Origin of the sequence: Microbispora sp. CA-102843, assembly GCF_050936215.1 — a bacterium.
Classification (GTDB): Bacteria; Actinomycetota; Actinomycetes; order Streptosporangiales; family Streptosporangiaceae; genus Microbispora.
The window spans coordinates 6,741,566-6,761,725 of sequence record NZ_JBNJNF010000001.1; the positions used below are offsets into that span (position 1 = coordinate 6,741,566).

At 72.0% G+C, this 20,160-nt stretch carries 19 protein-coding genes and 1 riboswitch; of the genes, 9 read left to right on the forward strand and 10 right to left on the reverse strand.

The window, feature by feature from the left end; translation table 11 throughout:
- Window positions 1–55: 55 nt before the first annotated feature.
- The 4 genes from ACQEVJ_RS31225 to ACQEVJ_RS31240 form a co-directional block, all read right to left on the reverse strand.
- The gene (locus ACQEVJ_RS31225; RefSeq protein WP_433107242.1) at window positions 56–955 is read right to left on the reverse strand and encodes a hypothetical protein; all 900 of its coding nucleotides are present in this window, start codon (window positions 953–955) and stop codon (window positions 56–58) included.
- A gap of 103 nt (window positions 956–1,058) precedes the next feature.
- Complete coding sequence (locus tag ACQEVJ_RS31230; protein ID WP_433107244.1) at window positions 1,059–1,619, reverse strand: C40 family peptidase; 561 nt, start codon at window positions 1,617–1,619, stop codon at window positions 1,059–1,061.
- Window positions 1,620–1,693: 74 nt separating this feature from the next.
- A riboswitch (cyclic di-AMP (ydaO/yuaA leader) is annotated at window positions 1,694–1,848 on the reverse strand.
- A gap of 317 nt (window positions 1,849–2,165) precedes the next feature.
- Window positions 2,166–3,128, reverse strand: a complete 963-nt coding sequence (locus ACQEVJ_RS31235; RefSeq protein ID WP_433107246.1) for a C40 family peptidase — start codon at window positions 3,126–3,128, stop codon at window positions 2,166–2,168.
- A 136-nt stretch (window positions 3,129–3,264) separates the two neighbouring features.
- Window positions 3,265–4,581, reverse strand: a complete 1,317-nt coding sequence (locus ACQEVJ_RS31240; protein WP_433107248.1) for an NYN domain-containing protein — start codon at window positions 4,579–4,581, stop codon at window positions 3,265–3,267.
- 323 nt (window positions 4,582–4,904) lie between these two features.
- On the opposite strand from ACQEVJ_RS31240, the gene ACQEVJ_RS31245 reads away from it, so the two are divergent.
- The 3 genes from ACQEVJ_RS31245 to ACQEVJ_RS31255 all read left to right on the forward strand — a co-directional run bounded on the left by ACQEVJ_RS31245 (window position 4,905) and on the right by ACQEVJ_RS31255 (window position 7,629).
- Complete coding sequence (locus ACQEVJ_RS31245) at window positions 4,905–5,474, forward strand: GNAT family N-acetyltransferase (RefSeq protein WP_433107250.1); 570 nt, start codon at window positions 4,905–4,907, stop codon at window positions 5,472–5,474.
- Between the two features lie 72 nt (window positions 5,475–5,546).
- Entirely contained in the window at window positions 5,547–7,274 is a 1,728-nt protein-coding gene (locus ACQEVJ_RS31250; protein WP_433107252.1) for a DEDD exonuclease domain-containing protein, read from the forward strand.
- A gap of 67 nt (window positions 7,275–7,341) precedes the next feature.
- Entirely contained in the window at window positions 7,342–7,629 is a 288-nt protein-coding gene (locus ACQEVJ_RS31255; RefSeq protein ID WP_079313341.1) for an Lrp/AsnC family transcriptional regulator, read from the forward strand.
- 28 nt (window positions 7,630–7,657) lie between these two features.
- Here the strand turns inward: ACQEVJ_RS31255 and ACQEVJ_RS31260 are convergent, their stop codons facing one another.
- The 3 genes from ACQEVJ_RS31260 to ACQEVJ_RS31270 all read right to left on the reverse strand — a co-directional run bounded on the left by ACQEVJ_RS31260 (window position 7,658) and on the right by ACQEVJ_RS31270 (window position 10,225).
- Window positions 7,658–8,461, reverse strand: a complete 804-nt coding sequence (locus ACQEVJ_RS31260; RefSeq protein WP_433107254.1) for a sensor histidine kinase — start codon at window positions 8,459–8,461, stop codon at window positions 7,658–7,660.
- 98 nt (window positions 8,462–8,559) lie between these two features.
- Window positions 8,560–9,609: an anthranilate phosphoribosyltransferase gene (gene trpD, locus ACQEVJ_RS31265; protein ID WP_433107256.1), complete on the reverse strand. Its 1,050-nt coding sequence runs from the start codon at window positions 9,607–9,609 to the stop codon at window positions 8,560–8,562.
- Window positions 9,610–9,829: 220 nt separating this feature from the next.
- Complete coding sequence (locus ACQEVJ_RS31270) at window positions 9,830–10,225, reverse strand: hypothetical protein (RefSeq protein ID WP_433107257.1); 396 nt, start codon at window positions 10,223–10,225, stop codon at window positions 9,830–9,832.
- A gap of 162 nt (window positions 10,226–10,387) precedes the next feature.
- Here ACQEVJ_RS31270 and ctaE point away from each other — a divergent pair, with 162 nt between their 5' ends.
- Genes ctaE through qcrB form a run of 4 tightly spaced genes read left to right on the forward strand, consistent with a single transcriptional unit; the run spans window position 10,388 to window position 14,536 of the window.
- Window positions 10,388–11,005 (forward strand): aa3-type cytochrome oxidase subunit III, encoded by a 618-nt coding sequence (gene ctaE, locus ACQEVJ_RS31275; protein ID WP_193203051.1) that lies wholly within the window; start codon window positions 10,388–10,390, stop codon window positions 11,003–11,005.
- A gap of 17 nt (window positions 11,006–11,022) precedes the next feature.
- Window positions 11,023–11,832 carry a cytochrome bc1 complex diheme cytochrome c subunit gene (qcrC, locus tag ACQEVJ_RS31280; protein WP_433107259.1) on the forward strand — a complete coding sequence of 270 codons (810 nt, stop codon included), beginning with the start codon at window positions 11,023–11,025 and terminating at the stop codon, window positions 11,830–11,832.
- Entirely contained in the window at window positions 11,829–12,908 is a 1,080-nt protein-coding gene (qcrA, locus tag ACQEVJ_RS31285) for a cytochrome bc1 complex Rieske iron-sulfur subunit (RefSeq protein ID WP_433107261.1), read from the forward strand. The genes qcrC and qcrA overlap by 4 nt, the downstream gene beginning before the upstream one ends.
- Window positions 12,905–14,536 (forward strand): cytochrome bc1 complex cytochrome b subunit, encoded by a 1,632-nt coding sequence (gene qcrB, locus ACQEVJ_RS31290; RefSeq protein WP_433107263.1) that lies wholly within the window; start codon window positions 12,905–12,907, stop codon window positions 14,534–14,536. The genes qcrA and qcrB overlap by 4 nt, the downstream gene beginning before the upstream one ends.
- 105 nt (window positions 14,537–14,641) lie before the next feature.
- Here the strand turns inward: qcrB and ACQEVJ_RS31295 are convergent, their stop codons facing one another.
- On the reverse strand, window positions 14,642–15,295 hold the full coding sequence (locus ACQEVJ_RS31295; protein WP_433107265.1) for a response regulator: 654 nt from the start codon (window positions 15,293–15,295) through the stop codon (window positions 14,642–14,644).
- Window positions 15,292–16,458 carry a sensor histidine kinase gene (locus ACQEVJ_RS31300; protein WP_433107267.1) on the reverse strand — a complete coding sequence of 389 codons (1,167 nt, stop codon included), beginning with the start codon at window positions 16,456–16,458 and terminating at the stop codon, window positions 15,292–15,294. The genes ACQEVJ_RS31295 and ACQEVJ_RS31300 overlap by 4 nt, the downstream gene beginning before the upstream one ends.
- Before the next feature lie 211 nt (window positions 16,459–16,669).
- On the opposite strand from ACQEVJ_RS31300, the gene ACQEVJ_RS31305 reads away from it, so the two are divergent.
- Both ACQEVJ_RS31305 and ACQEVJ_RS31310 read left to right on the forward strand, forming a co-directional pair.
- Window positions 16,670–17,755 (forward strand): alpha/beta hydrolase, encoded by a 1,086-nt coding sequence (locus ACQEVJ_RS31305; RefSeq protein ID WP_433107269.1) that lies wholly within the window; start codon window positions 16,670–16,672, stop codon window positions 17,753–17,755.
- Window positions 17,745–18,911, forward strand: a complete 1,167-nt coding sequence (locus ACQEVJ_RS31310; protein WP_433107271.1) for an acyltransferase family protein — start codon at window positions 17,745–17,747, stop codon at window positions 18,909–18,911. Before ACQEVJ_RS31305 ends, ACQEVJ_RS31310 begins: the two co-directional genes overlap by 11 nt.
- Here ACQEVJ_RS31310 and ACQEVJ_RS31315 read toward each other — a convergent pair.
- The gene (locus ACQEVJ_RS31315) at window positions 18,868–20,037 is read right to left on the reverse strand and encodes an Ig-like domain-containing protein (protein WP_433107273.1); all 1,170 of its coding nucleotides are present in this window, start codon (window positions 20,035–20,037) and stop codon (window positions 18,868–18,870) included. The two genes, ACQEVJ_RS31310 and ACQEVJ_RS31315, sit on opposite strands and share 44 nt — an antisense overlap.
- Window positions 20,038–20,160 lie beyond the last annotated feature (123 nt).

A 20,160-nucleotide genomic window follows, 5' to 3' on the forward strand; every position in this document is an offset into this window, starting at 1 on the left:
CGCCGCCCGGGAACGCATTGTTGCAGCCGCGGTCGCCACCGTCGCCCAGTCGTGATCAGGACCGGGCGAGCCGTTCACGCGCGTACGACCGCCATTCGCGGGTCAGGCCGTCGGCGGTCAGTCCGAGCACCTCCCGCAGGGCGGCGCCGATGTCCTCGCGCAGCGCGGCGCGGTAGAGGGCGACCAGTCTCCGCTCGCCGAACCGGGCGGCGATGTAGCGGCAGGCCAGCCACGCCTCCTCGTACGCCTGGGCGGGCCTGGCGGCGAAGTCGGCGGGCCCCGGCAGGGTGTTGAGCGCCGTCCTCCCGGCGGCCACGTCGGCGGCCAGTTCGGCGGCCACCGTACGGACCGGCAGTCCGCTGTCCAGGTAGCCCACGTAGTCGGCGAAGCCCTCCATGAGCCACATCGGCACGGCGCGGGGACCGGCGGTCGCGACGTGCGTCAGCTCGTGGGTCACGACGACCAGGCGGCCGGTCGCGGACAGGCGGGCGAACGCGGCCGGCTGCACGATCACCCGGCCGCCGGTCGCGACGGCCGCCAGGCCGTCCACCTTCGCCGGCGCGGCCAGCACGGCGGCCTGCTCCTCGGTGCGCGGCACGAGGACCACCGCGCCGCCGTACCCGCCCCAGACCCTCGTCACCGTACGGCCCGCCCGATCGGCCAGCGCGGCGATCTCGGCGACCAGCGGCCGGGGCGACCCGGCGACGACGGCGCTCGCGCCGCGGGCGACGGAGGCGCCGGTCCACATGCCCGGATGCTCCCGCACGGCGGCGCGGGCATCCAGCCGCAGGGAAAGCAGCGGGTCGGGCGGGGCCGCGGCGGCGGGGCCGGCCAGCAGCGCGGCCAGCGCGACGGACGCGGCCGCGATCCTGCGGGGCCGATTTCCAAGGTGGCGCCGATCGGCCTCGGCGCGCACGGCCGGCACGACCCCGGGCACGCCGCTCGTGGCAGTCACGCCGAGCATGGTAACCAGCACATGCCACGGCCCCGTCCACCTCGGCGAGGTGGACGGGGCCGTAAGGACGGCGCCGGTCGAGGGGGCTGGTGACCGGTGCCCGTCAGACGCCTGGGCGGACGGCACCCACGAAGGTGCTCCTCCTGTAGGCGTCCAGCTTGTCGATCCTGACCCGCGTGCCGCTGTGCGGAGCGTGGATCATCTTGCCGTGCCCGACGTACATGCCGACGTGGCCGCCGCCGCTGGTGAAGATCAGGTCACCGGGCTCGAAGTGGCCCCAGGACACCTTCTTCCTGACCGCGCTGCGGATGGACCACGTCGTGCGCGGCAGCCGTACGCCCGCCTTGCGCCAGGCGTACTGGACCAGGCCCGAGCAGTCGAACGCGCCCGGTCCCGTGGCCCCGTAGCGGTAGGGGTCGCCGATCTGCTTCTCTGCGACCTTCACCGCGCGCCGGGCCTTGGCCGCCTGGAGCACGGCCCTGCTGACCTTCCGCTTGGCGGTGTGCTTCTTCGTCCGCTGCTTCTTCGCCGCAGCCTTGCGTGCGGCGGTGCTCGCGCTCGTCGCGGTGGCCGTCTTCGTCGCTGTGGGCGTCTTGACGACCGTGACCGTCACCGTGTCGGCCGTCGCCGGATGCGCACCGGCGACCCCTACGGATGCCGTCAAAGCGGCACCACCAAGGGCAATTCGGGCAAGACGGGACAGACTAGCGGGGGTGGTAGACAGGATCTCTCCTCGGGTCTTCCGCTCACGCCTACCGGGTTAGCTGACGGGTTCGGGCGGGGAAGTCGCCCTACGGCGCGCGATGCGCCGATTCACCCCGGACCTTCACGTGAAGGTCGATGGTTCCCCGGCTCCGTGCCTCCTGACTGCACGGACTCGGCAGGACACCGGCGCCGGGGGGTTCCGCTAAGGGGAGGGTGATGAAGGGCGCCGATGACGGTGGATGACTGCACGCGACCGGCCGGCCGGACCGGGTTCGCGGCGGCGAGGCGTGCTCGCCGCGGCCCAGAAGCTACCGAGGACCCGCCGCGTTCGGCAAAGCCCTCCCGCCGGATAAAGATCGGATAACGAAGGCCGCGGAGAAGAAACCGCAGCTTACCCGCACCGCGAACGGCTAAATGTGACTCTGGTCACAATCTCTGCACCAGCGGCGAAATCTGGTCACAGGAGTCACAAAAGGTACAAACGATCACAGAGACGGCTGGGCCCTCAGGGACGCACAGCTCCTATCGCGTGATACTCGGCGAGTGTGACAATCTTCACAACATCGCCGGTCTGCGGAGCGTGGACGACCTTGCCGTCTCCGGCGTAGATGCCGACGTGCCCGTATCCGGCGTGCCAGAGCAGGTCGCCCGGCTGGAGCTCGTCCAGCGAGACCCTGCGGCTCGCGCCCCAGGCCCACTGCTCGTAACTGGTCCGGGGCAGCGACACGCCCGCGGCCGCCCACGCGGCCTGCACGAGCCCTGAGCAGTCCCAGGCGTCCGGCCCGGCGCCCCCGTAGCGGTACGGCTTGCCGACCTGCTTGTAGGCGAACTGGAGGGCCGACAGCGCGTTGCCGGACGCCGGTCCGGTGTAGACGACGCCGGCGCTGTTGGGGTTGCCGGGGTTGTACGTCCCGAGCGAGCGCAGCAGCTTCATCTGCTCTCTGACGAGCTTGTCGACCTCGTCCTTCTCGTCGGCGAGCTCGCCCCTGACGTCGGTGGCCTCCTTGTACAGCGTCTTGCTCCGGTCGCGGCGGTCCTTGAGGTCCTTGATGGCGCCCTCGTACGCCTTGAGCCGCCCGGCTCGCTCGGCCGACATGTGGTTGAGCGTGGCGAGACCGCTGAGCATGGCATCGGGGTTGGAGCTGTAGAAGACGCCGCCCCACGACCCCATCTCGCCGACCTGGTAGCTGCTGACGGCCATCGAGACCAGCCCGGAGCGGAGCGCCTCGACCCGGACGTTCTGCTTCTTGTAGTCGTCGTTGATGGCGAGGTACTTCTGCTTCGCGTTCTTCCACTTCTCGTTGGCCGCGTTGTAGCGGTCCACGAGCTTGTCGGCCTGCTGGTTGAGCTTGCTCAGCTTCGCCTTGGCCTGCGCGACTGTGGGCTTCGGATCCGCCTGCGCGCCCGCAATCGGCGTCAGCAGGACCACGGCGGCCAACCCGGCGGCCACCGGCACACGCCCTCGCACTGAGGCCCCCTTTAGATCAACGAAACCTGCGGCGCGACTCTATCTAGGCGATCTTGATGCTTCAACCTATTCGCAGGTATTCGCGGCAGTCATCACCCAGGGTGACGGCGTGGGGCCGGAGCGCGCGTACGGCGCTTCAGCCGCGGCCGAGACGACGCAGCAACAGGAGCGAGGGCACCGGCCGGGCGCCCATGCGGCGCACCGACTCGGCCACCTCCCGGTCGGAGGAGACCACCGCGATGGCCCGCCCCGGCGGCTCCGCACGCACCAGCGTGCGGATCAGGTCGTCGGCGATCTCCCCGGGCGCGCTGAACATCACCCGCACTCCGCGCGGAGCGGACACCTGGACGGGCCCGTTCAGCTCGGCGCCGTCGAACACGCACGTCACCTCCGCCCGCGTCTGCACGGCGAGTCCGCCGAGCCCGGTCAGCAGCCGGGCCCGCTGGTCGGCGAGGGTCAGCGACGGGTAACCGGTCTTGGTCACGTTGTAGCCGTCGACGATCAGATGCAGATGGGGGATGGCCAGGAGCTGGTCGAGGAGCTGGGGGTCGTCGTTGGCCAGCGCCCGCGCGGGCACGGCCGCCACGCCCAGCTCGCCCGGGACGACCGCGTTCACGTAGTCGGCGGGCCTGCTGATCGTCGTGGGCAGGCCGAGCTCCTTGCGCAGCCCGGCGGCGGCGTCCTGGAGCGCGTCCAGCAGCACCCGGACCCGGGCGTCCTCGATGCTGCGGCCCTCGCGGGCGGCCCTGCGGCTGGCCTCCAGCTGGCGCTCGGCGTCCGCCAGGCGCTCCCTCAGCCGGCGCAGCTCGGTCTCGGCCGTGCCGTTGGCGCTCGCGGCCCTGGCCCGCGCCTCGGCCGTCTCGGCCTCCAGCTCGGCCGCCCTGGCCTCGGCGGCCCTGACCCGCTCGCGGGCGTCGTGCAGCTTGCGCCGCAGGTCGGAATTCTCCGCGCGGGCCGCCTTGAGCTGCTCGCGCACCCGGTCGATCTCCTCCTTGGCGGAGGCACGCTGCGCCGCGAGCTGCTCGCGCAGTCGCGTCTCCGCCTGCTCCCGCTGGGTGCCCGCCGCGGCGGCCTGCTCCAGGTCGGTCCGCGCCTGCTCGACCAGGTCCGGCCAGCCGGGCGGGCGAGTCAGGTAGGCCGCCGCCGCGACCAGCACCGGCTCGGCCGCGGGGGGCACCGTGCCCTCGGCCAGGCTCGCCACCAGCTCGGGCCAGGCGGCCTCCACCGTCTCGGCCACCCGCTCGCGGAACTCCTTGTCGTTCTCCAGCTGGGCCGCGATCGGCGCGCTGCCCAGACGGGCGCGCTTGCGCGGGTCGAACCTGGCGATGTTGCGCAACGGCGGCGGCACGGCCGCGGCGGGCGTCGAGCCCAGCACCTGTGCCGCGACCTCCACCACGTGTAAACGGACCTGTTCGGGCAACGGACGAGACAGGCCTTCTCCGGCTGAACTCATCTCGTCGCTCCTCGGCCGTGTCCTACAGATCTTCTGCCCACTGCGGTCGCCCCTGCGGCGCCTCGCGGTGCTGTCGCCCCCGAGTGCGAGAACGTCCCCCGATGCCCGCCGTCCGCGAGGCGCGCGCCTCGCGGACCGCCCACCGGTCCGCCCTCACACGGCAAGATCTGCGAGACACTCCCTTGTTCTTGTCTTCCTTCAAGGGTACGGCCGTCGCATCGTGTCCACGTCGCGTTCATGATCTGTGACCATGCCCCGCGGCGGGGCCGGGGGAGGCACAACCCGTTGGCGAGCGCCCGGCCCCTGTCCGTACGCTGGGCGGCGTGTTCACCCCTCCGTACCCGATCACGACCCCCCGGCTGGTCCTGCGCCCCTTCACCGAGGCCGACCTCGACGACCTGCACGCCTTCCACTCCCTGCCGGAGGTGGCCAGATACCTCTACTGGGACGCCCGTACGCGGGAGGAGACGAAGGCCGCGCTCGACCGGAAGATCGCCTGCGCGTCGCTCGGGGATGACGGCGACGTGCTCAGCGTGGCCGTCGCGCTGCCGGACGGAGGGCCCGTGATCGGGGACCTCACGCTGTTCCTCCGCAGCCGCGAACACCGCCAGGGTGAGATCGGCTTCGTCTTCAACCCCGCCTATCAGGGCCGCGGCCTGGCCACCGAAGCGGCCCGCGAGATCCTGCGGATCGGGTTCGAGGGTCTCGGGCTGCACCGCGTGCACGGCAACTGCGACGAGCGCAACACCTCCTCGGCCCGCCTCATGGAGCGGCTCGGCATGCGGCTGGAGGCCCGCCTGGTGGAGAACGAGTTCTTCGCCGGCGCGTGGAGCGTCGAGCTGATCTACGCGATGCTGGCCCGCGAGTGGCGCGCCGGAGCGGCCTCCGCGTAGCCCCGCACCCGGCCCTTTCTTGACCTTCCCATGGGGCGGGGGCGGCAATTGTCGGTCGGGACTTCTATGGTCATGGGCGTGGATGCGGTACAGGGCACGCTGGACGAGCTCGGCACTCCCCTGCGGGAGGTGACGTTCGTCGTCTTCGACCTGGAGACCACCGGCGGGTCGTCCGCGGAGCACGCCATCACGGAGATCGGCGCCGTGAAGGTGCGCGGCGGCGAGGTGATCGGCGAGTTCGCCACGCTGGTCGATCCCGGCGGCCCGATCCCGCCGTTCATCTCCGTGCTGACCGGCATCACCGACGCGATGGTCGTGGCCGCGCCGAAGTTCTCCGAGGTGCTGCCGAGCTTCCTGGAGTTCGTCGCCGGGGCGGCGCTGGTGGCGCACAACGCGCCGTTCGACATGTCGTTCCTGAAGGCGGCGTGCCAGGTCAACGGCTACCCGCCCCCGGTCAATCCGGTGGTGGACACGGCCGACCTCGCGCGCCGTGTGCTGACCCGCGACGAGACCCCCAACTGCAAGCTGGCCACCCTCGCGCGGGTCTTCCGCAGTTCCACCGAGCCCTGCCACCGGGCGCTGGCCGACGCGAAGGCCACGGTCGACGTGCTGCACGGCCTCATCGCGCGGGTCGGGTCGCTCGGCGTGCACACGCTGGAAGACCTGCGCGGCTTCGTGCGCGCCCCCACCCCGGAGCAGCAGCGCAAACGCCACCTCGCCGACGGGGTGCCCGGCGCGCCGGGCGTGTACATATTCGAGGACGCCAAGGGCGAGGCGCTCTACATCGGGAAGAGCTCCAACCTGCGCAACCGCGTGCGCAGCTACTTCACCGCGAGCGAGACCCGCTCGCGCATCCGCGAGATGGTCGGCATCGCCGAGCGGGTCAGAACGATCGTCTGCGCCACCGCGCTGGAGGCGGAGATCCGCGAACTGCGGATGATCGGGGCGACCAAGCCGCGCTACAACAGGCGGTCCCGCTTCCCCGAGCGGGCGGTCTGGCTCAAGCTGACCGACGAGCCGTTCCCCCGGCTCAGCGTCGTGCGCGAGGTGAAGGACGACGGCGCGACCTACCTCGGCCCGTTCGGCAGCAGCCGCACCGCCGACGACGCGCGGACCGCCATGCACGAGGCGCTGCCGCTGCGCCAGTGCACCGAACGGCTGTCGGCCCGCGTGCGGCGCCCCGCCTGCGCGCTCGCCGAGATCGGCCGCTGCGGCGCGCCCTGCGAGGGCCGGGAGAGCGAGGAGGGCTACGCCCGCCACGTCCGGCGCGCCCGCCACGCGATGGAGCTCGACGGCGAGGCCGTCTTCTCGGCGATGGAGGCGCGCATGGGGCGCCTGTCGGCCGAGCAGCGATACGAGGAGGCGGCCGTCGACCGGGACCGGCTCGCGGCCTACGTCAGGACCGCCGCGCGCATGCAGCGCCTGCGCTCGCTGACCGGCATCCCGCAGATGGTCGCGGCCAGCCCCGCCTTCGACGGCGGCTGGGACATCCACGTCATCCGTCACGGCAGGCTCGCCGCGGCCGGCGTGATGCCCCGGGGCGCCCACCCCACGCCGTACGTGGACGCGCTGGTCGCCACGGCGGAGACGGTCATCCCCGGCCCCGGCCCCACCCCGGCCGCAAGCGCCGAGGAGACCGAGTGCGTGCTGCGCTGGCTCGACTCCCCCGGCGTGCGCCTCGTCCAGGTCGACGGCACGTGGAGCCTTCCCGCGTACGGCGCGGGGCGGCTGGTCGAGCGCATCGAGCGCGCCTACCGGCACCAGCGCGGCGACCGCCGCGAGGGACGGCCTCTGCGGTGACGCGCCGGGAGTGGCACTAAGGTCGGGGGCGACAGACCCGAGCCGCGAGACAGCAGGAGAGACGCGAATGGTCACCGCGATCGTCCACATCAAGGCGGACGTCGACAGGATCCCCGAGGTCGCCGAGGCCATCGCCGAGATCGAGGGCGTCAGCGAGGTGTACTCGATCACCGGCGAGTTCGACCTGCTGGCCATGGTCAGGGTCGGCCGGTACGACGAGGTGGCCGAGGTCGTGCCCGGCCGTGTCAACAAGGTGCCCGGCGTGCGCCACACGGAGACGCACATCGCCTTCCGCACCTACTCCCGCCACGACCTGGAGGCGGCCTTCTCCATCGGCCTCGCCGACGCGGACTGATCCCGCCCGGGAGCGGGTGCGCCGCGGATCAGGCCGGACGTAGCAGCCGGACGCGGACCTCGAACCCGCCCGGGAGCGGGTGCGCGGCGACCGAGCCGCCGAACAGCGCCGCGCGCTCCCAGGTGCTGACGAGCCGGTCGCGGGGCAGCCCGTCGTCGTGGACGACGACCTCCAGGACGGCGGGCAGCCACCGCAGCGTGACCGTCGCCGTGCGGGCCATGCCGTACCACAGGGCGTTGCCCAGCGTCTCCTCCACGATGCGGTATGCCGACAGTTCCAGCGTGGGGCCGCTCCCCCGGCCTCCGGCCTCGGCGAACGATACGGCGAGCCCGCTCGCGCGGAAGTCGTCGATCAGCGCGGGCAGGTCCCCCAGGCCCGGCTGGGGACCGCGGTGCTGCCCGTCCGTGCGCAGCAGGCCCATCATCCGGCGCAGGTCGGACAGGACCCGGCGGCCCGACTCCTCGGCCTCGCGGAAGGTCTGCCGCGCCCGTTCCGGGTCCTTGTCCATGATCACCCGGCCTGCCCCCACTCCCAGCGTCATCACGCTCAGGTCGTGGGCCACCAGGTCGTGCAGTTCCGAGGCGATCCGCAGGCGTTCCCAGACGACGTCGTCATCGGCGGCGAGGTGAGTGGGACGCCCGGGCCACGCGCCGTCCCCGCCCTCCACCCGGACCTGCCGCCCGCCCCTGCCGCGGTCCCGTCCCCGGGAGACCGCTGCAGGGCGAGAACCGGCGGAGGGCGCGCCGCGGAGACCGGCGGCGAGCGTGTTCATCCCGCCGCGGGCCAACGCGGCCCAGCGGTGGATGACGCGAAGGGCGAACAGGCGAATCATGGCGGGAACGGTACGGCTCAGGCCGAACCCGGCACGTCCCCATCAAGGCGGACGCCTGGTCCCTCCAGCGGTGGAGGCGATCCGGATCAGGAGCGCGATCAGGCCTTACCGCCGAGCGTGCGGCTGATCTCGACCCAGCGCTCCAGGGTCTGCGCGGCCCTGCCCGAGTCGACCGCCTCGGCCGCGCGGGTGTAGGCCGCACGCAGGTCGCCGGTCAGGTCGTCGCCCGGGCCGTCGTACGCGACCAGGCCGGCCGCCGCGTTCAGCAGCACCGCGTCGCGCACCGGCCCGGTCTTGCCGCGCAGCAGGTCGTGGACCGCCGCCGCGTTGAACTCGACGTCGCCGCCGCGCAGGTCGCCCGGCTGGGAGCGGGGGATGCCGAGGTCGGCCGGGTCGATCGTCGTCTGGGTCGCGGTGCCGTCCCGGACGACGAATACCGCCGACGGGGCCGCGGTGGACAGTTCGTCCAGGCCGTCGTCGCCACGGAAGACGAGCGCCGACACGCCGCGCTCGGCGAAGACCCCGGCCATGACCGGCAGCATGCGCGCGTCGAACACGCCGATGGCCTGGGCGGCGGGACGCGCCGGGTTGGCCAGCGGCCCCAGGAAGTTGAACACCGTCGGCACGCCGATCTCCTTGCGCGGCGGCCCGGTGAAGCGCAGCGCGGGGTGGTAGACGGGCGCGAAGCAGAAGGCGATGCCCGCCTCCACCGCGACCCTGGCGGTGGTCTCCGGCGACAGGTCGAGGGCGACGCCCAGGTGCTCGAGCACGTCGGCCGCGCCGCACAGCGAGGAGGCGGCCCGGTTGCCGTGCTTGACGACCCGGGCCCCGGCCGCCGCCGCGACGATCGCGGCCATCGTCGAGACGTTGACGGTGTGCGCCCGGTCGCCGCCGGTGCCGACGATGTCGACAACCGGCCCTTCGACCGTGAGCGGGGTGGCGCGCTCGAACATGGTGCGGACGAGGCCCGTCACCTCGGCGACGGTCTCGCCCTTGGCCCGCAGGGCGACGGCGAAGGCGGCGATCTGCGCCGGGGTCGCCGACCCCGACATGATCTCCCCCATCACCCAGGCCGTCTCGTCGGCCGTCAGGTTCTCGCCCGCCAGCAGGGCGTTCAGCGTGGAGGGCCAGGTGGTGCGCGTGTCCATGGTGGGCTCCGCGGGATTCGATGTGGGGTCGGGTCGGCGGGTCGGCGATGCGGTGCGACTGGGCGGCGTCGGCGTGCCCGGGTGAAGCGAGGGCCGGTGACGCCCGGGCCGGGTGGGCCTGGTGACGCCCCGGGCCCGGCCTCGGCCGGGCGGGCCGGTTACGCCTGGGCCCGGACCGGGCGCGCCCGACGTCGGTACGCCCGGTGCCGACGCCCCAGGTTCAGTGCGCCTGGGTGAGGCTGAGACGGCGCCGCATGAGGTCGGCCACGGCCTCGGCGAGGATGACGGGGTCGATGGGCTGCGCGACGACGGCGTCGGCGCGGGACCAGTTGGCCAGCCAGCGGTCGTCCCTGCGGGCGATGAGCAGCAGGATCGGCGGGCAGTTGTGCACTTCGTCCTTGGCCTGCCGGCTGACTCCCATGCCGCCGGCCGGCTGCGCCTCGCCGTCGAGGACGGCGACGTCGATGTCGCCGGAGTCGAGGTGCTTGATCACGGCCGGCTGGGTCGCGCACTCGACGATCTCGACGAGGGGCACGTCAGCGGCGGGGCGCCGCCCGATGGCCAGCCGCACCTTCTCGCGGGTGCCTGCGTCGTCGCTGTAGACGAGAACCCTCATTTCACGCTCACTGTCGAATCGCGGGGTATGGTCATCGTGATGCTACCGGCGCGGCTGCAGGGCTCGCAGCCCCGGGGCGATTGCGATGACATGCCCGTTTCGTGGGCGCGTATGGACCCTAGCGGGGGGTCGTGGGGCGACCCGACCTGGGGAGCCGCAATAATGCTGGGCGTGGCGACAGCATCCGCAATTACTACGACGACGAGACCGCACGGGTCCAGCCGGCCGAACCTGGTTCAGGTCGGGACCATCGTGTGGTTGTCCTCTGAGCTCATGTTCTTCGCGGCGCTGTTCGCGATGTACTTCACCATCCGGTCGGTCAGCCTCGGGCAGGGCACGCACTGGCCCGAGGCGCACCTCGAAGTCCCGTTCGCGACCTTCAACACGACCGTTCTGGTCCTGTCGAGTGTCACGTGCCAGCTGGGCGTGTGGGCTGTGGAGAGAGGCGACGTCAAGAAGCTGCGATTCTGGTATGTCGTAAGCTTCCTGATGGGCGCCTTCTTCGTGGGCGGACAGCTTTACGAGTACGGGAACCTGGCGCGCGAGGGCCACGTCCTCTCGCACTCCCCGTACGACTCGGTGTTCTACCTGACCACGGGCTTCCATGGCTTGCACGTGACGGGTGGTCTGATCGCGTTCCTGTTCATCCTGGGACGCACGTACGCCGCGAAGCGCTTGACGTATGAGCAGCAGACCAGCGCGATCGTCGTGTCCTACTACTGGCACTTCGTCGACGTGGTCTGGATCGGCCTTTTCGCGACCATCTACATCATCAAATGATCGGAACGGGGATTTCGGTGAACTCCATCACCGCCCGACGGCGCCATCCCCTCGCGCGAGTCGCCGTCGTGGCGCTCGCGCTGGGCCTGCTCGGCGGCGGCTACGCGCTCGCGGCGCCGAACGGCAGCACCGCGGACGCGGCGATCGCGTCCGGCAAGGCCGACGACGTGGCGCAGGGCAAGAGCCTCTTCGTGGCGCACTGTGCGAGCTGCCACGGCATGAACGCCGAGGGCACCAAGAAGGCTCCGACGCTCATCGGCGTCGGAGCCGCCGCCGTGAACTTCCAGGTGAGCAGCGGCCGCATGCCGGCCGCCGACGCGGGTCCCCAGGCTCCGCGCAAGCCGCGTGCGGAGTGGGCGACCGACGAGGCCGTCGACCAGCTCTCGGCGTACGTGCAGTCGCTGGGCGGCGGCCCGACGGTGCCCAGCGCCGAGCAGGTCGACCCGGCCAAGGGCGACCCGGCCAAGGGTGGCGAGCTCTTCCGCGCCAACTGCATCCAGTGCCACAACTTCGTGGGCGCCGGCGGCGCGCTGACCTACGGCAAGTACGCGCCGTCGCTGAACCCGGCGACGCCGACGCAGATCTACGAGGCGATGGCCACCGGCCCGCAGGCGATGCCGGTGTTCAACGACTCGACGATCACGCCGGAGCAGAAGCGCGACATGATCGCGTACATCACCCACGTGCGGTCGCAGGTCGACCCGGGCGGTTCGGGTCTGGGCCGTATCGGCCCCGTCACCGAGGGCCTTGTAGCGTGGATCGTGGGTCTCAGCCTCCTGATCCTGGCCTCCATCTGGATCACAGCGAAGAAGCGACGGGCGGCATGACAGAGCAGAACGAGTACCCCGAGAGCGGCCGCGTGCGGACGCGCGTCCTCGGCACGCCGTCCGCTGACGCGCCGATCGTCGACAACGACTCGATCCACGCCCCCGAGGGCGTTCCCGGCGTGATCCCGCAGGACCCCGTCAAGGCCCGCAGGGCCGAGCGCCTCGTCGCGCTGCTGTTCCTGATCGCCTTCCTGGCCGGGGCCGGCTTCATCGCCTCGTACGTGATCTTCCAGGTCGGCTCGATCGGCAAGACGGCCACGTCGAACTACGCGCTCGGCGGCACCATGGCCGTGGCCCTGATCGCGCTGGCCGCGGGCCTCACGGTCTGGGTGCGGCAGATCATGCCGAAGTACAACCTCGTCCAGGAGCGCCACGAGATGCGCTCCGACGACGACACGCGTGAGCACGTCAAGGAGACCTTCCTCCAGGGCGCCGACGAGAGCGGCTTCGTCAAGCACAAGCTGCTGCGCCGCACGCTGCTGCTGGCCGCCGCTCCGCTGGGCCTGGCCCCGCTGGTGCTGCTGAAGGACCTCGGCCCGCTCCCCGGGACCGTGCTCAGGCGCACCGCCTGGGGCGAGCCCACCAAGGACGGCAAGCCGCGCCGCCTCGTCGTCGAGGGCACCGGCCAGCCGATCCGCGCGGCCGACTTCAACTCGCCCGGCGGCATCCTCTCCGTGGTCCCCGAGGGCTACGAGGAGGACCTGAACGCGCTGGCCAAGGCGACGCTGATCCTGCTCAAGTTCCGTCCGGAGGAGCTCAAGTCCGGCACGAACCTGAACTGGACGCACGACGGCATCGTCGCCTACTCCAAGATCTGCACCCACGTGGGCTGCCCCGCGGCTCTCTACGAGCAGACGACGCACCACATCCTCTGCCCGTGCCACCAGTCCACCTTCGACGCCGCGGACGGTGCGAAGGTCATCTTCGGCCCCGCCGCCCGACCGCTGCCGCAGCTCCCCATCGGAATCGACGGGGAGGGCTACCTCGTCGCGAAGTCCGACTTCAAGGTCCCCGTCGGTCCCAGCTTCTGGGAGCGTGGCGACGCTGAAGCCGAAGCTAGGGAGAACGCATCATGAACGCTCCCCCGAAGGCCATCGCAGGCGCCTCGACGTTCGTCGACGACCGCATCGGCGCGGGGAACTTCCTCAAGCGCAACCTGAGGAAGATCTTCCCCGACCACTGGTCGTTCCTCCTGGGGGAGATCGCGCTCTACTCGTTCATCATCCTGCTGCTGACCGGTACGTTCCTGACGTTCTGGTTCAAGCCGAGCATGGGCGAGGTCACGTACACGGGCAACTACGCCCCGCTGTACGGCGTGAAGATGTCGGAGGCCTACGCCTCGGCGCTGCACATCAGCTTCGACGTCCGTGGCGGTCTGCTGATCCGGCAGATCCACCACTGGGCGGCGCTGCTGTTCGTGGGCGGCATGATGGTCCACATGCTCCGGATCTTCTTCACCGGGGCGTACCGCAAGCCGCGTGAGCTCAACTGGATCATCGGCATCCTCCTGCTCTCGCTGGCGCTCTTCGAGGGCCTCACCGGTTACTCCCTCCCCGACGACCTGCTCTCCGGTGCGGGTCTGCGAATCACCGAGGGCGTCATCCTGTCGCTCCCGATCGTGGGCACCTACATCTCGTTCTTCCTGTTCGGCGGCGAGTATCCGGGTCACGACGTCATCTCGCGGTTCTACACGATCCACATCCTGCTGATCCCGGGCATCCTGCTCGCGCTCATCTCGGCCCACATGATCCTGATGTGGGTGCAGAAGCACACGCAGATGCCGGGCAAGAACAGGACCGACAAGAACGTGGTGGGCGCGCCGTTCTACCCCGCCTTCATGATCAAGTCGGGCGCGTTCTTCCTGTTCACGTTCGGCGTCATCGCGCTGCTCGGCACGTTCGCCCAGATCAACCCGATCTGGTTGTTCGGGCCGTACACACCGGCGGACATCTCGGCCGGCTCGCAGCCCGACTTCTATATGGGCTTCCTGGAGGGCTCGCTCCGCCTCATGCCGTCGTGGGAGATCAACTTCCTCGACCATACGTTGCCGTTGAGCGTGCTGATCCCGGCGCTCGTGCCGCTGGGCATCGTCATGACGGGCCTGGCGCTGTATCCGTTCCTGGAACAGTGGGTCACGGGCGACCGCCGCGAGCACCACGTCGCCGACCGGCCGCGCAACAACCCGCACCGCACCTCGATCGGCATGGCGGGCATCACGTTCTACGGCATCCTGTGGCTGCTGGGCGCCAACGACGAGATCTCGGCGAACTTCCACATCGACCTGTACACGACGACCTGGTTCGGGCGGATCGCCGTCTTCGTCGGCCCGGCCATCGCGTACTGGATCACCTATCGGATGTGCATCGGCCTCCAGCGCAAGGACGCCGAGGTGCTGTCCCACGGCGTGGAGTCCGGCGTCATCAAGCGGATGCCGAACGGCCAGTACATCGAGGTCCACACGCCGGCGGCGGAGGACATCGCCGAGCACATCCGCGGCAAGAAGGAGATCCCGGTTCTCACAAGCGCCGAGGACGGCGAGGGCATCCCGCCCAAGGGCGCCCGCAGCGCGATCGGCCGGCTCCGCGCCAAGATGAGCCAGGCGTACGGGACCGACCGGGTGCCGCTGACCGACGGCCATCACGAGGAGGCCCACGAGGAGGAGCACGCGGGCGTCGGCGCCGGCGACCGCAAGGAGCTCCACTGACGGGCATCTGACCGACCGGCACGAAGCGGCCCGGCAGGGGGAACCACTCCCCCCGCCGGGCCGCTGTGTTTCCCGCTCACCCTCGGGGAGCTCGGTGTTTCCCGCTCAGGGGGTCGGGGACACGAGGCCCGTCTCGTAGGCGGTGATGACGAGCCGCACGCGGTCGCGGGCGCCGAGCTTGGCGAGCAGCCGCGTCACGTACGTCTTGACGGTGGCGGCGCTGATGAACAGCTCGGCGGCGATCTCCGCGTTGGACAGGCCGCGCCCGACGAGGGTGAGCACCTCGGCCTCCCGCTCGGTGAGCCCTGCTACCCGCCCGGGCCGCGGGCCGGGCACGGGACGGCCCGCGAACTCCTCGATCAGCCGGCGGGTGACGCGCGGGGCGATCAGGGCCTCGCCCGCGGCGACCACCCGGATCGCGGCGAGGATGTCGTCCAGGGCCATGTCCTTGACGAGGAACCCGGACGCCCCGGCGCGCAGCGCGCCGAAGACGTACTCGTCGTCGTCGAAGGTCGTCAGGACGAGGACCTGGGCGCCACAGCCCGCGGTGATCAGCCGGGTCGCCTCGATGCCGTCCATGCCGGGCATGCGGATGTCCATCACCACGACGTCGGGCCCGATGTCCTCCGCCATCCGCACCGCCTCCGCGCCGGTGCCCGCCTCTCCGGCCAGGTCGAGGTCGGGCGCGTCGGCGATGACCATCTGCAGGGCGGCGCGGACCAGAGGCTGGTCGTCGGCGAGCAGCACGCGGACGGTCATCGGACTCCCGCGGGCACGGGCAGCCGGGCCTCGACCCGGAAGCCTCCCTCCGGCCGCGGCCCGGCGGCGAAGGTTCCGTGCAGGACGCCGACCCGCTCGCGCATCCCGATCAGGCCGTAACCTCCCCCGGTGTCACCGCCGCGCCCGTCGTCGAGAACCTCGATGCGCACCTCGTCGTCCCTGTAGTCGATGGACACCCGGCAGGAGGTCGTGCCGGCGTGACGCACCACGTTGGTGACGGCCTCCTGGACGATGCGGTAGGCCGACACGTCGATCTCCGGCGGCAGTGGACGAGGCTCCCCCAACCGGCGTACGTCGACCCGTACGCCCGCCTGCGTCGTCGTGGCGGCCAGCCGGTCGACGTCGGCGAGGCCGAAACCCGGTTCCAGATGCCCCGGTTCCAGAGGTTCCGGTTCCGGAGGTGCCGGTTCCAGGGGTCCGGGCCGCGCGGGACGCCTCTGCTCGGGGCTCCGCAGCGCGCCGAGCATCCGGCGCAGCCCGGACAGCGTCTCCCGGCCGGCCGTCTCGATCTCCCCGAGCGCGTCCCGTGCCCGCTCCGGTTGCGTGTCGATCACCCGCCGGGCGGCGCCGGCCTGAAGCGCGATGACGCCGATGCTGTGGGCGACCATGTCGTGCAGTTCGCGGGCGATCCTGAGCCGCTCGTCGGTGACGGCCTGGGTCGCGGCGCGGGCGCGCAGTTCCTCGGCATGCTCACGGGACTCGCCCACCGAGTTGCCGAGCAGCCAGGCGATGACGGTCGTCAGGGCCACGGCCGCCTCGGACGATGCCGCGATCGGCCACCCGCACAGCAGCCGCACCGCCAGATAGCCGCCCAGCACGGCGAGGCTCATGCCGACGGCGGCGACGCCGGTCGCGCGCGGCCGTCCGATGGCGATGAAGAACACCGCGACCTCGGCCGCGAGGAACTGGGGCAGCGGGATCTCCGCCACGCCCAGGGGGATCGTGCCGACAACGGATGCGGCGAGCAGCAGGACCAGAGCCGGCAGCGGCCTGCGGCGCAGCAGAGCGCCCCCCGTCAGCGCGAGTGCGGTGGCCACCGCCATGTTGACCTGGCCGTCCCAATGGAAGAACTGCGCCGCCGGACGCGCGGCGGGATACCACTCGCCGGGCAGCCGCAGCCGCATCAGAAACGTGAGCGCCATACCTCCGCACCAGGCGAGGACCACCCAGGCCCCGGGCGGCAGCCGCCTCAGCAACGGACTGGGAGATGCGACCTGCATGACCAGAGCGTAGCGATGTGCCCCTTTTACGGGCATCCGACCAGGGGGCTACGTCCACGGTCGACCGGTGCCGCGACGAATGTGCCTTGCGGTCCGATGCGGCGGGGACGCGCCGCACGGCAGCGTGAACCGGGTGATCGACACCGCACAGCCGCCGGAGGCCCCCGACCGGCCACCGGCGCCGCTCCCCCTCCCCCGCGGCGGCACGGGCGCACGCCGCGTCCCGCTCGCACTCCTTCGGCGCAGCCAGGCCCGGAGCCACCCGCGCGAAAGCCGCCTACGCCGCAGGCTGCTCGCCGCGCTCGCCGCCGCCGCGCTCGCCGTTCCGGTGACCGGCGCGGCCCGTCCCGAGGCGGTCTCCGCGCCCGTCCCGCCGCTCCTGCCCCCGCTACGCGCCGCGACCACCGCGAACCTGGCCGAGCGGTACACCGCCACCCGCGGCGCCGTCGAGGCGGCGATGCGGACCGCCGCGGCGGCCGGTAACCGATGGCGTGCCGCGATGCTGCGGGCGATGGCCGACCCCACCCGGCATTTCCTGTCCTTCGACGGCCGCGACGGCGGCCGGGCCGCCGAGGTGTTCGGCGACCTGGCGACCGGCGATCGGATCGCGGTGATCGTCCCCGGCGCGGACACGAGCCTCGACACGTACGGGCTCCTGCGCGGCGGCTCGATGCGGCTGCAGCGGGCGCTCGGCGAGCGGGGCGTCGTCATCGCCTGGCTCGGGTACCGGACCCCGAGCACCGTGAGCCTCCAGGCGCTGACCCCCGGCCGCGCGGACGAGGCCGTCCCCGCCCTGCGCGCCTTCGTACGCGACCTGGCCGGGCTCAGGCCCGCCGCCCGCATCAGCCTGCTGTGCCACTCGTACGGTGGCGTGGTGTGCGGCCGGGCCGCGCCGGGGTTGGACGTCGCGGACATCGTCCTGTACGGCAGCCCCGGCGCGGGCGTGGACGACGCGTCGGCGATGCGCACCCGGGCGGTCGTGTGGGCCACCCGCGGCAGCGGGGACTGGGTCGCCCGCCTGCCGCACGCGACGGTGTACCTTCCCTTCGGCACGATCGGGCTCGGGGGCGATCCTGTGGATCCCCGGTTCGGCGCCCGGATCTTCGCCGCGGGCGACGGCGGTCACAGCGGCTATCTCAAAGACGGATCGCCCGCGCTGGCGAACATCGCCCGGATCGTCTCCGGGCATGCTCCGGCCGAGGTCAGCCGTGATTCATGACCTCGTCAGGCGCGTCGACGCGGCGACACCGGCCCGGCGGGACCGCGCCGTCGACGCGCTGCGTGCCCTCGCCATCGCCGGTGTGGTGCTCGGCCACTGGCTGGTGACCGCACCGGTCGCGGACAGCGGCGTCCTGCGCGTCACCAGCCCGCTGAAGTACATGCCGCAGTTCGCGCCCGTCTCCTGGCTGTTCCAGACCATGGCCGTGTTCTTCTTCGTGGGCGGGCGCGTGGCCGTCGAGAGCCACGGCCGCGCCCGAGACCGGGGGGTCGGCCACGGGCGGTGGGCCGCCACCCGGATGGCCCGCCTGTTCCGCCCGGCCGTGCCCCTGGTGGGGGTGTGGAGCGCGGCGGCGCTCGCGATGCTCGCCTGGGGCGCCGACCCGGGGACCGTGTACGCGCTGGTCAAGCTGGTGTGGGCGCCGATGTGGTTCCTGCCGGTCTTCTCGGCGCTGACGGCGGCGACCCCGCTCGCCGCCCGGCTGCACCCGGTGTGGCCGCTCGCGGCCGTCGCGGTGGCCGACCTCGTCAGGTTCGGCCTGGACGGGCCGTCCTGGGTCGGCTGGATCAACGTGGGGACCGGCTGGCTGGTGCCGTACTGCCTCGGCGCACTCTGGGCGGGCGGACGGCTGGGCGGCCGGGTGACCGGATGGGCGCTGCTGCTCGGCGGGGCCGCCGCCACCGCCGGTCTCGTCCTGTGGGCCGGCTATCCGGCGTCCATGGTCGGGGTGCCGGGCGCGCCGGTCTCCAACCAGTCCCCGCCCACGCTGGCGGCCGTCGCGTTCGGGCTGGCCCAGTGCGGGGCGGCCCTGGTGCTGTCCGGGCCGCTGCGGCGGGTGCTGCGCCGTCCCACCGCCTGGGCGCTGGTCGCGGCGGCCAACCTCTCCGCGATGACCGTCTTCCTGTGGCACCAGACCGCGATGATCGCGGTCACGGCGGCGGCCCTGCGGGTCGCGGGCCGGCCGCTGCCCGGCCTGCACACCGTCCCCGGCGACCCCGGCTGGGTGGCCGCCCGTCTCGCGTGGCTACCGGCGTTCGCGGCGGCCCTGGCCGTGTGCTGGGCGGTCTTCCGCCGTCACGAGAACGCCGGCCCACGCGGTAGTCAAAGGCCGCTCAGAGGGCGTCGGCGGGAGCGGCGCGCAGGCGGCTCCGCTTGAGCCAGGCGGGCCAGGAGTCCTGCCAGTAGCTCCACCCGTTGGTCGCCTCCAGCCTGCGCGGCGTCCCGGTCACGATGATCGGGTCGCCGATCAGGGTGTTGTTCTTGAACCACTTGGCGTTCTCCGGGCTGACGTTCACGCAGCCGTGGCTGACGTTGGAGTTGCCCTGGTCGCCGACGGACCACGGAGCGCCGTGGACGTACTCGCCGGTGTTGGAGATGCGGACGCTGTTGTACACGGTCGTCTCGTAGTAGCCGGCCTGCCCCGGAGAGGCGTCCGGCGAGGTCATGACCGTGACGTCCTCCCTGGACATCGCCACGTGGATGCCGCTCGTGGTGTGGTGGCGGAGCACGTCGCCCATGCCCGCGCTGATCGGCATGTTCTTGATCTGCTTGCCGTCCCGCTCGATCTTCATGTAGTGGGTCTGGGTGTTGGCCTCGCTGATCTGCGAACGGCCGATCTCGAAGTCCCGGACGTAGTCCTGCTTGCCGTACATGCCCTCGCCGCCCCTGATGCCGGCCAGGCGCGCGGTGACGCGGACCTTGGTGTACGTCGGCCAGTACTTCTCCGGGCGGAAGACCACGTTCTTGTCGTCGAGCCAGTGCCAGGCCCCGTCGATGGGCTTGGACGCCTGCACGATGAGGTTGCGCTCGACGGACACGCGGTCGGTGACCGGCTTGTCGAAGGTGATGATGATCGGCATGCCGACGCCGACCGTCAGGCCGGTGTCCTGCTTGTCGGGCAGCAGGGTGGAGATGCCGAAGGTCTTGGCGGCCTGTTTCGTGGCGAAGCGGATGGTCCTGGTCGTCGAGCCGCCGGGGCCCGCGGCCGTCGCCTCGACGCTGTAGGCCGTCCCCGGGGCCATGGGACGCTCGCTGCGCCACTGGGTGCGGTCGGGGCTGAACACGCCCGCGACGGGCCGTCCCGCGGCCTGTACGGCCACGTGGGTGAGCTTGCCACCCGCCGCGCCGATCAGGATCGGAAGCTCGGGCGGCAGGTCGGCGGCACCGTCGAGCGGCCTGATGCTGATCGCCGCCCCGGAGCCTCGATCCTCGTCCCGCCCGCCCGCCGTGGAACACCCGGCAACCATCACGAGAAGGGCCAGCGCCCCCGCACCAGCACGCACGTCCGTCCCCCTAGCGTCGCTTTCCGAGGGTTATTCCCCGGTGACGTACCGCTCGGGCAGTCCGGGGACCGCGTGCCGGCAAAGAACGCCGACGGCCGGTCGGCGAGATCGCCGACCGGCCGC

What these genes read in the sequence shown, in the direction of transcription:
- ACQEVJ_RS31295 (WP_433107265.1), bottom strand. Translation starts at nt 15,295, where the DNA reads ATGACCGTCCGCGTGCTGCTCGCCGACGACCAGCCTCTGGTCCGCGCC.
- ACQEVJ_RS31240 (WP_433107248.1), bottom strand. Translation starts at nt 4,581, where the DNA reads ATGAGTTCAGCCGGAGAAGGCCTGTCTCGTCCGTTGCCCGAACAGGTC.
- ACQEVJ_RS31255 (WP_079313341.1), top strand. Translation starts at nt 7,342, where the DNA reads ATGGTCACCGCGATCGTCCACATCAAGGCGGACGTCGACAGGATCCCC.
- qcrA (WP_433107261.1), top strand. Translation starts at nt 11,829, where the DNA reads ATGACAGAGCAGAACGAGTACCCCGAGAGCGGCCGCGTGCGGACGCGC.
- trpD (WP_433107256.1), bottom strand. Translation starts at nt 9,609, where the DNA reads ATGGACACGCGCACCACCTGGCCCTCCACGCTGAACGCCCTGCTGGCG.
- qcrB (WP_433107263.1), top strand. Translation starts at nt 12,905, where the DNA reads ATGAACGCTCCCCCGAAGGCCATCGCAGGCGCCTCGACGTTCGTCGAC.
- ACQEVJ_RS31260 (WP_433107254.1), bottom strand. Translation starts at nt 8,461, where the DNA reads ATGATTCGCCTGTTCGCCCTTCGCGTCATCCACCGCTGGGCCGCGTTG.
- ctaE (WP_193203051.1), top strand. Translation starts at nt 10,388, where the DNA reads ATGCTGGGCGTGGCGACAGCATCCGCAATTACTACGACGACGAGACCG.
- ACQEVJ_RS31250 (WP_433107252.1), top strand. Translation starts at nt 5,547, where the DNA reads ATGGGCGTGGATGCGGTACAGGGCACGCTGGACGAGCTCGGCACTCCC.
- ACQEVJ_RS31300 (WP_433107267.1), bottom strand. Translation starts at nt 16,458, where the DNA reads ATGGCGCTCACGTTTCTGATGCGGCTGCGGCTGCCCGGCGAGTGGTAT.
- ACQEVJ_RS31270 (WP_433107257.1), bottom strand. Translation starts at nt 10,225, where the DNA reads ATGAGGGTTCTCGTCTACAGCGACGACGCAGGCACCCGCGAGAAGGTG.